The sequence below is a fragment of the Paraburkholderia sp. BR10141 genome (assembly GCF_056155635.1).
Genome location: NZ_JBMIQH010000026.1, coordinates 1 through 12,561, shown reverse-complemented (window position 1 = coordinate 12,561; position 12,561 = coordinate 1). Strand labels below are relative to the sequence as shown.

Genomic DNA, 12,561 nt, shown 5'->3' with positions numbered 1-12,561 from the left:
ACTGACATGTGGTCCATGACGCCATCACTGCGCTATTTGAGCGTTTTCGCAATCTGTGCGTTGTTCACAGCGTGCGGTCAAATGGCGTCCCGGCAAGCCGCGTGCAGCGGCGATTCCTGTCATATGCGCCACGAGGCGGTCCAATCCGGCGAGGCATCCTGGTATGCGGAGAAGTTCCAGGGCCATGAGACCGCGAACGGGGAACGCTTCAACACCGGCGCATTCACGGCTGCCCATCGAACCTTGCCGCTCGGCAGCTATGTGCGCGTCAGATCGGTGGCAACCGGGAAGTCGGTCGTGGTGCGCATCAACGATCGCGGCCCCTATGTGAGAGGCCGGATCATCGATCTCTCGTATGCCGCGGCGAAAGCGCTGGGGCTCACCGACGCACGGTCGATGCGGGTGCAGATCGAACGTATAGGGAACACGCCGAACGCACAGACGGCGTCGGACGACGACGGAATCCTGACGACAGGAAGATGACGTGAGGGGGCCGTCACATCCTCGCCTTCACCCTTCTACATGGACAAGCCCGCTGCCTCACCCAATGGTTTGAGCGGCGCTTGCGCTGCCCCGCCTGAAATGACCCGGCTTCAGCGCCACGACGGCCACGAGACTGAGCGCGATGCCGATCATCACATAGAGTACCGGCGCCAGCGGCGATCCCGTGAGTACGATGAGCCAGGTCACGAAAGTCTGCGCAAAGCCGCCAAAGATCAGGACGACGACGTTATTGACCACCGCGAGCGAGGTCGCGCGCGTGCGCTTGGGGAACATCTCGGCAAGCGTCGTGCAATAGACGCCGAGGAAGGTCGCACTCACTACGCCGATCACGATCTGCGCGACGAGCAGCCGGGAGACGGACGGCGCCGCCACGATCCAGGCATAGAGCGGATAGATCGCCACCAGGTAGGCGCCCAGCGAGCCGACCAGCAGCGTCTTGCGGTCATAGCGGTCGGATAGCGCGCCCGCGATCGGCGTGACGATCAGCATGACGATGGCCGCGATCATTTGCACCATGAAGCTTTCCGAAACGGGCAGCTTGAGCACCTGTTTCGCGTAGGTGACGGTGTAGCCGAACGTGACGTAGAACGTGACGGTGCTCGCCACCACCATGCCCATCCCGATCAGATAGTCGGACAGTCCGCGCTTGACGGCGGCCGCTTCCGCCGCGCGGGTAACCGGCGTCGCGTGGATGCGCGCGTAGGTTTCGCTTGCATGACGGCGCAGGTAGATGGTCAGCGGCGCGATGAGCAGGCCCACCGCGAACGGGATGCGCCACGCGCCCGCGAGTTGCTGCTCGGGCGTGAACACCTGTGTGACCACCATGCCGAGTGCGGCGCCCAGCATCGTCGACATGAGTTGTCCGCTCATCTGCCACGAGCCGTAGAAGCCGGTGCGATTTGGCGGCGCCAGTTCGATCAGGAACGCCGTCGATGTGCCGAATTCACCGCCGATCGAAAAACCTTGCAGCAGCCGGGCCAAGAGCATCAGGACCGGCGCGGCGAGGCCGGCCGTTGCATACGTCGGCGCGAAGGTCATGATCGCGGCGGCCAGCGCCATGATGCCCATGCCGAGCGTCATGGCCGCCTTCCGGCCGTACGTGTCGCCGTAAAGACCGAGCAGTACGCCGCCTACGGGACGCATGAAAAAACCCGCGCCGAAGAGGGCCGTGGTCAGCAGGATGGCGTTCAGATCCGCGCCCGCTGCGCCGTGCGAGGCCGGAAAGAACAACTTGCTGATGATCGGCGTCATCGCGGCGAAGATGGTGAAGTCGAACCACTCCATCGCATTGGCCAGTACGGCGGCCACGATGACAGGCTTGATGCCAGGTTGAGTGCCCATCGGCTATCCCCGGGTTTTGGTTGAAGGGAGGTCCAGCGTCGGTCGGTCAGGGGCGGGTGTCGGCTCGGGAAACACAGGTTCGCCGAGATTGAGCATCAGCCGGTTCGCCCACGCGAAGATGGCAATCGAATGGATCAAGTCGAGAATTTCGGCATCCGTAAGACCCACCTCACGCAATTCGCGCAGCTGGGCCGCCTCGATCTCGTCGGGGTGCTCGGTCAGCGCGGCCGAGAAGCGGGCAATCGCCTCTTCGCGCTTTGTCGTGCCCGCGCTGTGCGGATCGGCGAATACCTGCCGGATCACGTCGTTGCGCTTGGCGAGCTGCTCGAAACGCTGGGCGTGCACCGATGCGCAATACACGCAGCCGTTGAGCCGTGAAACCACGGTGGTCGAGAGTTCCCGTTCCGCGCGAGGCAAGCCGCCGGGCGCGTACATGATTGCGTTGAACGCGGCGGAGCGCTGCCGCAGGATTTCCGGCTGATGGACGAGAAACCGGTAGTAGTCCGATACTTTTGCCTTGGGGTGGCTTTCCTCGAGAACGGCAATTTGACCCGCGGTGGCCTGGTCGAGGTCGACGACGTCGAGCCACGCGTCCCATTCGAGTGATTCGTTCGTGAAGCCGTGCGATCGGATGATGTCGCTCATGATGCGCGCTCCAGCTGCTTGAGGGCTTGCAGACCCGCGACGAGGCGCGTCTGGTACGACAGAAAGGCAATCAGCTGGGCGAGCGCCACCACGGCCGGCGTCGTCAGGCCGGCGGCGGGCAGCGTCTGCAGCGCGGCCTTGTCGCCGGCAACAGGATTTTCGATCAGCGTGCGCGTGAACGCGAGGATCGCGCGCAGGCGCGGCGCAGCGAGATCCTCGGTCGCGCCCGTTGCCACGGCGGCGAGCGTCGCTGCATCGACATCGTGCGCGGCCAGTTCGGCGCGGTAGTGGGCAGCGAGCGCCGGTGAGGGCGCGAGGCGGCTCGCATAGAGCGCGACGAGTAGCCGCTCGATCAACGTGAGGCCTTCCAGCGTGGGGTCGAACAGCGCGTCGTAGCTGCCTTGCGTCGCTTCCACCACTTTGGCGCGCTGGTGCCGCAATGTGCGGGTGGCCGAGTCGGGCGCCAGGTCGGCAACGCGATCGACGATGTCGTCAGTGTCGTATGTCATGGTCAATTCCGGAGAACGGCAGATTCACGCGCTCATTTCGCTTCGCGCTCGGCGAGTGCCGGAGGCGATGGCGCGGGCGTCCATTCGTCGCCTTCGATTTCCGGCTCGGCGAAGGCCGCCATGTTGGCGTAGTGCAATTCGACATCCTCTCGATAGAACGTGGCGGCAAGCCCTTGTGCGAGCCGCTTCGCGCCGTCGCTGACCGCCGGAATATCGCCCGACAGCGCGCCGTGCGAGAGCGTCGCGGGCGCGCAAAAGCAGTGAATGCGCTCGAGCCCCGGGCACGCGCCGGGCGTCTTTTCCTGGAATTCGAACACCGGTCCGAGGTCGGGCGAATCGGCAAGCTCGATGTCGTCGTCGCCAGCTGGCGCCGCGTAGCGGTCTTTCCACGCACGAACGTGGCGGGCAAACGGCGCGAACTCGGGGCGGCTCGTCAGATCGATGCGAAAGCCCGTTGCGAACACCAGGAAGTCCAGTGCGAAGTCGCCTTTCGGTGTGCTGACGTGCAGTTCGTCGTCGACCTGTTCGACACCGGTTATCGGCGCACCGAGGTTGAAGCGGGCGTTGGCGTGGCGCGACACGCGCAGCGTACTGCCGCGCGGCGGCGGCACCTGCTGCACGTTGATGTAGTGGCGGATGCGCCACTTCCAGTCGTCGGAGAGCGCGACATGGCCATGTGTGAGGCCCGGGTTGCCCGCGCCCTTGCCCTTGTTGATGCGCGGGATGTCCGCGCGACGGATCAGCAGATCGACCGAGGCCGCACCCGCTTCGAGCGCGGTGGCCGCACTGTCCATCGCCGATGCCCCCGCGCCGATGACGCCGACGCGCTTGCCGCGCAGCGTGCCATAGTCCATGACGTCGGACGAATGGGCGTAGAAGCGGCGCGGCAGATCGCGCACGAAGGCCGGCACGGCGGGACCGCCCAGGCCGTCGCGGCCCGTCGCGAGGACGACGTGGCGCGCATGGATGGTCTCGCCGCCGGCAGCGCTCGTGAGGGACAGCGCGACGCTGCCGTTTGCGCACGGTGTGATGGCGGTGACGCGGTGTTCGTTGCGCACGTCGATGTCGAGCACATCGCGGTACCAGCGCAGATAGTCCATCCATTGCAGACGCGGAATCTTGTCGAGCGCGTCCCACGCCTGCCCGCCGAACTGCGCTTCGAACCACGCGCGGAACGTGAGCGAGGGCAGGCCGAGCGCGGGGCCGGTCAGCTGCTTCGGAGAACGTAATGTTTCCATGCGCGCGGTGGTGGCCCATGGACCTTCGAAACCGCGTGGCGACTGATCGTAAATGACGGCGTCGATGCCGAGATGGTCGAGCGCGGCGGCCAGCGCAAGCCCCGCCATACCGCCGCCCACGATCGCCACGTTGATCAAGGAGCGGCCATCGAGAGTGCGTTCGGGTATCCAGCGCTTCGCGGGCAGTTCGAGCCACGCGAGATCCTCGCGCAGACGGGCTTCGAGCGCGGCGAGACCTGCGGACGATGGGGTGGTCGGATTCATTACGGCAACGATTCCTTGGCGGCGGGCAGATCGCCATACAGCGACTGCAGGACCTGGGCGTGTTCGGCGCTCGCACGCAGCGCGAAATCGGGCAGCACAGCGCGAGCTGCGTCCGCGAGCGCGTCGATGAGCGTCACGGCCGAGGGGGGCAACGCGATGGCATCGCGCGAGATCACGCCGAAGAAATACGGAATGTCGGCGTCGATCGGGCGGATCGCGACACCGGCCAGCGGCATGCCGTAGGCGGTGACGGGTTCGAGCACCGAGATGCCGAGACCGGCGCGAACCGCGGTCAGCGCGTTCATCGACGAATTCGTCTCGATCAGCCCCGCAGGGGAAACGTCTGCTTGTGCGAACGCATGATCGAGCCGGCGGCGCAGGCGATACGGGTTCTGCATCGTGACGATGCGCCGGCCCTCGCAGGCCGACAGCGGCAGCCGCTCGGAGCGGGCTAGCGGATCATCGTCGCGCAGCGCCGCAACGCACGCGGATTGCCCGATCCAGTGCACGACCACGCCGCGATGCTCAAGCGGCAGGCTCGCCACGCCGATGTCGGCCGCGCCGGTGAGGACATCGTGCACGACCTGTTCGGGGGGCAGGCTGCGCAACTGGATCGTCTGCGCGGTGTCACCGACATCGGTGCGCGCGAGCGCGACGGGTACGAGGCCGGCGGCGAGGGCAGAAGTCGCGGCAATGCGCAGCGGCCGGCTTTCGCCGCGGCCGATTTCGCCGGCGCGCTTGCGGATCTGTTGCACGCCCGTCAGCACGTGCTCGACGTCCTCATAGAGCAGGATGCCTTGCTCGGTCGGCGTGACGCGTGGGCCATTGCGCGTGAACAGCGCATAGCCGACCTCGGTTTCGAGCTCCTGGATCAGCCGCGTGATCGCTGGCTGCGAGCGCCCCAGCAGGCGGCCGGCGGCGGTGACGCTGCCGGTCGTGATCACTGCGGCGAAGGCTTCGAGCTGGCGTAGTTCCATCTTCCGGTTGATGTTGGGTGCACGAGAATGCGTAAATCACATTCTGACGCTGTAAGAATACGTTTTTTAAATAATTGATCTTTATATCGTTATTCCGGAAGAGGGGTTTCCCCTAACGACATTGTTCCTGTCGTGGCGTGGGCGGCAAGACTCGGCACCGGTTCTCAACGTGTGCCCGGATGAAGAAGCGGTGGTATCGGCACGATGGTCTTCGCTGAACGCGCGTCCTGCAGTCTTTGAGACGAAGACGGGGTGATCAAGGCTGCATCAATCATGCGCCTGTCACGTTTTGGCAGAACCTTCGGGAGACCGCCATGAAGATCGTGTTGCTAGTGGCTTGCTCAATGATCAGTTCAAGCGCATTTGCGGAATGCGCGACCAACAACCGTGGACAAACTGCAACGTGGGCATACCGCGTGGCGGTTGCCCCGGCAACCGTGCGTCCTTGCCGTGTACAGCAAAACGCGGCTCGGCGGGATATCGGACCAAAGTCTCATTGTTTTTGCCCTGGACGGCTACCACACTTGACGACTACGAGCGCCGTGACAGGACGGCGCCAATACCAACGCGCCGGGCAGCGCTGGTGGCGCTTCGAGCGCGCCGTATGCGCGGCACCTGAGCCAGCGACCCAAAGATCATTCCGATCTTCGCGCGAATCATCGGGGCACGTTGTATCGAAGAAGTCATAACCGGCGTGGGCAATCGTCCGGGAGCGGCAAGTCGGCTGGCCCCGTCATGCTTGAGCCGGCGCCGTGTCCAGCGCAGTGTGCAGATCCTTGCTGATCCAATTCGCGAACAGTGAGAGCGGGCAACGCAGAGGTGACCATGGCGCGCGCGTACCGGGGCGATGCGCAGGTCCGGCGCGTTGCGGGAGGCCATTCATGAGCGGACCGTTCTTTCCGGAGCATCGACCGTTACCCCGGGTTGCGGCACGCCGGGACCGCCTGCCGCTAATCTTCGTCGTCATTGCGCTGACGCTCTTCGCCGGCTGCAAGAAGGCATCGGGGCCGCCGGCGCTCGGCGCACCGGAAGTCACGGTGATGACGGTCACGGCTCAGGACACCCCGGTTCAGCTCGAGTTCACCGCACAGACGCAGAGTTCGCGTGAAGTCGAAATTCGTGCGCGCGTGGACGGCTTTCTCGACCGGCGGACCTATTCCGAAGGCGACAAGGTGAAGGCCGGCCAGACGATGTTCCTGATGGATCCGAAGCCATTTCAGGCCGCGCTCCAGACGGCGCGGGGCGAGCTTGCGCAGCAGCAGGCGCGGCTCACGGTAGCGCAGCAGAATCTTGCCCGGGTCAAGCCGCTCGCCGCGCAACAGGCATTGAGCCAGAAGGACCTCGACGACGCGATCGGCAACGAGAAGCAGGCCCAGGCCGCGGTGATTTCCGCCCAAGGGCAGGTCGAGACAGCGGAACTCAATCTCGGCTACACGACGATCAAGTCGCCGCTGGATGGACTCGCGAGCTATGCAAGACAGCAGGACGGCAGCTATCTGATCGCCAATTCATCCGGTCTCCTTACGTTTGTCTATCAGCTCGATCCGATCTGGGTGAACTTCAGCATTTCCGAAAACGAAATGCTCCACTTTCAGGACGAGATTTCGGCAGGCAAGCTGATCTTCCCGCCGAATAGCGAATTCGTCGTGGTCGTGCTACTTGCGGACGGCACGGAATTTCCGCAGCACGGCGCCATCAGTTTTGCGAATCCGGCGTTCAGCACCGACACGGGCACGTTCCTCGTGCGGGCCTCCCTTGCGAACCCTAAGGGCACGTTGCGGCCGGGCCAGTTCGTGCGCGCGCGCGTGACGGGCGCCACGCGGCCGAATGCCGTCCTCGTGCCGCAACGGGCCGTGCTGCAGGGCGCGAAGAGCCACTTCGTCTGGGTCGTGGACAATGAGTCGAAGGCGAAGCAGCGCGTGGTGGAAGTCGGCGACTGGAGCGGCGACAACTGGTTCATCAACGATGGCCTGAAGGCCGGCGAGCGCATCGTGGTAGACGGCGCGATCCGCGTCGTGCCCAACGTGCCGCTCAAGATTGCCGGAACGCTTCCTTCGACGCAGACCGGCGGCAAGGCAGTCGTCGAGAAGGGCGGGGCGTCAGCGCCGCAGGCGAGTGCGGGCACGCGCGCGACGGCGCCTGCCGCAAGCAGCGGCGCGTCGCAGTAAGGGGCGACTCGATGAACATCTCGCACTTCTGCATCGATCGGCCCATCTTCGCGTCCGTCATCTCGATCGTGATCACGCTCGGCGGCGCATTGACGATGCTCGCGCTTCCCATCGCCCAGTATCCGGACGTCACGCCGCCGCAGGTCACGGTCTCCGCGACCTACCCGGGGGCCAGCGCGGACGTCGTGGCGAACAACGTGGCGGCGCCGATCGAGCAACAGGTCAACGGCGCGGACAACATGATCTACATGTATTCGTCCGGTTCGTCCACGGGCAACTACACGCTCAACGTGTTCTTCGGGATCGGCACCAATCCGGAACTCGCCCAGGTCGACGTGCAGAACCGCGTGAACCTCGCGCTGCCGCAACTGCCGCAGCAGGTGCAGTCGCAGGGCGTCCAGGTCCAGAAGAAGTCGAACGCTTTCATGATGGTGATCGCGATCTACTCTCCGGACGACCGCTTCGACCCGACCTATATCGCGAACTACGCAAACGTCTACGTGCTCGATACGCTCAAGCGGATTCCAGGCGCGAACCAGTCGTCGATCTTTGGCACTCCGGATTATGCGATGCGGATCTGGTTGAAGCCCGATCGCATGGCGCAGCTCGGCATTACCGCCGGCGACGTGCAAAACGCCGTGCGCGCCCAGAACCAGCAATTCGCGGTCGGCACGGTCGGCCAGGCGCCAACCGGCAACCCGGTCGAGCAGTCGTTCGCAGTGACGACAACCGGGCGGCTCGCGACGGCGGCCGAATTCGACAACATCATCATCCGCGCAGCGAGCAACGGCGCGGCGATCGTCCGCCTGAAAGACATTGGCCGGGCCGAACTGGGTCAAAAGAGCTATTCGAATCGCACCACCTTCCAGGGCAAGCCCGCGACGATCATCGCGGTCTACCAGCAGCCAGGTGCGAACGCGCTCGACGTTTCGAAGCAGGTACACGAGACACTTGCGCAACTCAAAACGTCGTTTCCTGAAGGGCTCGACTATCAGATCGCGTTGGACACGACGGATTTCACGCGTGCGTCGATCGCAGACGTGATCCATACGTTCTTCGAAGCGCTCGTGCTGGTGGTGATCGTCGTGTACGTGTTTCTGCAGAGCCTGCGCGCGACGCTCATTCCGGTGCTGGCCGTCCCGGTGTCGATCGTCGGCACGGCGATGGGGATGGCGGCGCTGGGCTTTTCGATCAACATGCTGACGTTGTTCGGCATGGTGCTCGCCATCGGCATCGTCGTGGACGACGCGATCGTCGTGATCGAGAACGTCGAGCGCAACATGACGGTATTCAAGCTCAGTCCGAAAGACGCGGCCAAGCGGGCGATGGACGAGGTGTCGGGCCCGGTCATCGCGATCGTGCTCGTCATGTGCGCCGTGTTCGTGCCGGTTGCGTTCCTGGGCGGGATCACCGGACAGTTGTACAAGCAGTTCGCAATCACGATCGCGATCTCGGTGGTGTTCTCGGGCATCGTGGCGCTCACGCTGTCTCCGGCACTGGCCGCCATTCTGCTCAAGCCCACGCACCATGAGAAAAAAGGCTTCTTCCGGTGGTTCGACAACCAGTTCGCGCGGATGACCGCCGGCTACGGGCGCGCCGTGCAGTTCATCATCCGGCGCTACGTGTTGGGCCTGCTCGTTTTCGGCGCCGTGATCGCGCTTGCGGTCCTCATGGGCAAGTCGATCCCCGGCGCTTTCCTGCCACCCGAGGACCAGGGCTATCTGCTTGGCGCGATCATCATGCCGGACGCCGCGAGCCTCGATCGCACCGCGGCCGTGGGCGACAAGGTCACCGACCATTTCATGAAGCAGGCCGCGGTCAGCAGCATCACGATCGTGAACGGCTTCAGCTTGCTCGACAGCCAGAACAAGAACAACGCGGGCACGTTCTTCGTCGGCCTGAAAGGGTTCGACGAACGGTACAAGTTCTCGAACATCCGGGAGCAAAACGCGCGTGCCGTGCTGATCAAGGCTTACGAAACGCTCTCGAAGATTCAGGAGGGCATCGTCGTACCGGTGAATCCACCGTCCATTCCCGGTCTCGGTACCACGGGCGGCAGCGAAATGTGGATCGAAAGCCACGGAGACGGCTCCATTCAGCAGCTCGCTGGCGTCGTGCAGGACTTCATGACGAAGGCGAAGGCGCGCCCCGAACTGGCCGGTGTGACCACGACGTTCAACGCAAGCTCGCAGCAGTTGCTCGTGAACGTCGACCGCGACCAGGCGGAGACACTCGGCGTGCCGGTCGAAGAGGTGTACAGCGCGATGCAGACGATGTTCGGCTCGCTCTACGTCTCGCAGTTCAACAAGGACGCGCGGCTCTGGCAGGTGATCGTTCAGGCCGATCCGCGCTACCGGCTCACGCCCGCCGACCTCGACCAGATTTACGTGCGCAGCCGCTCGAACAACATGGTGCCGATCAAGGCGGTGATGACTTACAAGTACGTCACGGGACCCGATCTGATCACGCGCTTCAACAACTTCCCGGCGGTGAAAATTACCGCGAATGCGGCGCCGGGCTACAGTTCGGGCCAGGTGATCGACACCCTGAAGGAACTCGCCGCGCAGATGCCGCCGGGCTACGCCGTCGGGTGGAGCGGCGAGGCGTTCGAAGAGATCAAGTCGGGCTCGACCGGGGGGCTCGTGTTCGTGTTCGGGATCGTCATGGTGTTCCTGATCCTCGCCGCGCAATACGAGAAGTGGTCGCTGCCACTCGGCGTACTCATGGCGGTGCCGTTCGCGCTGTTCGGCGCGCTGCTCGCGATCCTGCTGCGCGGCCTGAACAACGACGTGTACTTCCAGATCGGGCTCACCATGCTGATCGCGCTCGCCGCGAAGAACGCGATCCTGATCTTCGAGTTCGCCGTCCTGAACCGGGAGACGGGCAAGACGCCGTACGACGCCGCGCTCGTCGCCGCGGAAGAGCGCCTGCGGCCGATCGTGATGACGTCGCTTGCGTTCATCCTCGGCTGCGTGCCGCTCGCCATAGCACTCGGCGCCTCGCAAAACAGCCGCCATTCGATCGGCACCGGGGTGATCGGCGGGATGCTGGGTGCGACCGCCATCGCCGTGTTCTTCATTCCGATGTTCTACTGGGGGATCGAGTCGCTGGGTTCGCGCAAGGGCGGCGGCAAGGAAACGCCCAAGCCGGATAGCGAAGCGCCACCACCGGCCTCGGGCGGCCCTGGCTCGCCGACCGTCACGCCGTCCGCGCGGCATGAGGGCGACTGACATGCGTGCCGCAGCCTTCACGCGCGTCGCCGCGCCAGTCCTGCTCATCGGCTTGCTGAACGGCTGTCTGCTCGGCCCCAACTACGAGCGGCCGAAAGTGGAGGTGCCGGCAACGTACCGGTTTGCTTACCCGGACGTGGCCGACGTCGCCAACACCATGTGGTGGGCGCAGTTCGACGACCCGGTGCTGAACGACCTGGTGAAGACCGCGCTGGAAAACAACCTCAACGTGAAACAGGCGGCTGCGCGTGTCGACGAGTTCATGGGACAGTTCGTGAGCACGCGCTCGGCACTGTTCCCGCAGGCGAGTGCCAGTTTCAGCGCGACGCGCGAGCGCGCATCGCAGAACGGGCCGACGCCGATACCGGCCGGCGTCTCGCCGGTCTTCAACGAGTTCCAGCCGAATCTGTCTGCCTTCTGGACCATCGATCTGTTTGGCCAGGTGCGGCGCGAAACCGAAGCGGCACGTGCCAACGTGAACGCGGCCGAGCAGAGCCGCCGCGCGACGATCCTGACGCTCGTCGCATCGGTTGCATCGTCCTATATCACGCTGCGCAGCCTCGACGCGCAGCTCGAAATCGCGAAGAGCACAACGGAGAGTCGCGCCGATTCCGTGCATGTGTTCACGCTGCGCCAGCAGTTCGGGCAGACCTCGGATATGGAACTTGCCCAGAGCCAGTCCGACTATGCGGCGACGAAGGCGACCATCCCGCAATTCGAGCAGCAGATCGCTCAGCAGGAAGACGCGATTGCGGTGCTGCTCGGCAGCAATCCCGAGCCGATCCTGCGCGGTCGCGCACTGGTGGATCTCTCGACGCCGGCCGTGCCTGCGGGCATGCCGTCGGACCTGCTCGAACGCCGCCCGGACCTGCTGCAGGCCGAGCAGAATCTGGTTGCGCAAAATGCGCTGATCGGTGCGGCGCGCGCGCTGTATTTCCCGCAGATCTCGCTCACGGGGCTCTTCGGATCAGTGAGTACGCAGTTCTCCAGTCTTTTCACCGGACCTGCTCGGGTATGGGCGTTCGCCGGCTCGGCAACGATGCCGCTCTTTACGGGCGGCAACATCTACGGTCAGAACAAGCAGGCCGACGCGCGTCAACAGGAGGCGCTGTTCGCCTACGAAAATGCGATAAGGGTCGCGTTCCAGCAGGTTGACGACGCGCTGATCTCGACGCAGAAGTCGCGTGAGCAGCTTGAGATTCAGAACGATCAGGTCGCCTCGCTGCGCAAGTATCTGCGGCTCGCGCGGCTACGCTACGAGGGCGGTTATACGAGCTACCTGGAGGTGCTCGATGCCGAGCGCAATCTGTTCAACGCGGAACTGCAGCAGACGCAGACCCGGGCCGCGACGCTGACGAACCTCGTCAATCTCTACATGGCAATGGGCGGCGGGTGGGTCGTGCAGGCGGAGCAGATGAGCGTGCCGCAACCGGCAAGCGGACCGCCTCCTGCACAGCCCGCTACGCCGGAACCCGTTGCGCAGGTGCCGCAATGATCCTCGGGGGGCTTGATGCGAGCGCCGGTCCGTCGCTACGCTGAGGGAGGCGGATCGCGAGTAGATTGGTGCTGGAGACATGGTTATCTTTTATTTAACATAATGCAAATTATCGAACTTTTTGATGTGTACGGGTGTGGGGGCTACGTCCTAATGTCGTGTTCTGGCTATTTACAGATGTCGTGTTTTT

General features: G+C 64.3%; 9 protein-coding genes. 4 read left to right on the top strand and 5 right to left on the bottom strand.

What is annotated here, in order from left to right; all coding sequences use genetic code 11:
• Positions 1–15: 15 nt before the first annotated feature.
• Complete coding sequence (locus ACOJB8_RS29190) at positions 16–483, top strand: septal ring lytic transglycosylase RlpA family protein (RefSeq protein WP_475015715.1); 468 nt, start codon at positions 16–18, stop codon at positions 481–483.
• A gap of 57 nt (positions 484–540) precedes the next feature.
• On the opposite strand, the gene ACOJB8_RS29185 is transcribed toward ACOJB8_RS29190, so the two are convergent.
• The 5 genes from ACOJB8_RS29185 to ACOJB8_RS29165 are packed head-to-tail and all read right to left on the bottom strand — an operon-like array spanning position 541 to position 5,478.
• Positions 541–1,845: an MFS transporter gene (locus ACOJB8_RS29185; RefSeq protein ID WP_342946151.1), complete on the bottom strand. Its 1,305-nt coding sequence runs from the start codon at positions 1,843–1,845 to the stop codon at positions 541–543.
• Positions 1,846–1,848: 3 nt separating this feature from the next.
• On the bottom strand, positions 1,849–2,490 hold the full coding sequence (locus ACOJB8_RS29180; RefSeq protein ID WP_069268030.1) for a peroxidase-related enzyme: 642 nt from the start codon (positions 2,488–2,490) through the stop codon (positions 1,849–1,851).
• On the bottom strand, positions 2,487–2,999 hold the full coding sequence (locus tag ACOJB8_RS29175) for a CMD domain-containing protein (RefSeq protein WP_342946150.1): 513 nt from the start codon (positions 2,997–2,999) through the stop codon (positions 2,487–2,489). The genes ACOJB8_RS29180 and ACOJB8_RS29175 overlap by 4 nt, the downstream gene beginning before the upstream one ends.
• Before the next feature lie 32 nt (positions 3,000–3,031).
• Positions 3,032–4,501: an NAD(P)/FAD-dependent oxidoreductase gene (locus tag ACOJB8_RS29170; RefSeq protein WP_342946149.1), complete on the bottom strand. Its 1,470-nt coding sequence runs from the start codon at positions 4,499–4,501 to the stop codon at positions 3,032–3,034.
• Positions 4,501–5,478, bottom strand: a complete 978-nt coding sequence (locus ACOJB8_RS29165; RefSeq protein WP_475015713.1) for a LysR family transcriptional regulator — start codon at positions 5,476–5,478, stop codon at positions 4,501–4,503. The genes ACOJB8_RS29170 and ACOJB8_RS29165 overlap by 1 nt, the downstream gene beginning before the upstream one ends.
• Positions 5,479–6,359: 881 nt before the next feature.
• Between ACOJB8_RS29165 and ACOJB8_RS29160 the strand changes: the two genes are divergently transcribed.
• The 3 genes from ACOJB8_RS29160 to ACOJB8_RS29150 are packed head-to-tail and all read left to right on the top strand — an operon-like array spanning position 6,360 to position 12,371.
• The gene (locus tag ACOJB8_RS29160) at positions 6,360–7,646 is read left to right on the top strand and encodes an efflux RND transporter periplasmic adaptor subunit (protein WP_475015711.1); all 1,287 of its coding nucleotides are present in this window, start codon (positions 6,360–6,362) and stop codon (positions 7,644–7,646) included.
• 11 nt (positions 7,647–7,657) lie between these two features.
• Positions 7,658–10,876 carry an efflux RND transporter permease subunit gene (locus ACOJB8_RS29155; RefSeq protein WP_342946147.1) on the top strand — a complete coding sequence of 1,073 codons (3,219 nt, stop codon included), beginning with the start codon at positions 7,658–7,660 and terminating at the stop codon, positions 10,874–10,876.
• A 1-nt stretch (position 10,877) separates the two neighbouring features.
• On the top strand, positions 10,878–12,371 hold the full coding sequence (locus tag ACOJB8_RS29150) for an efflux transporter outer membrane subunit (protein ID WP_475015709.1): 1,494 nt from the start codon (positions 10,878–10,880) through the stop codon (positions 12,369–12,371).
• Positions 12,372–12,561: the final 190 nt, after the last annotated feature.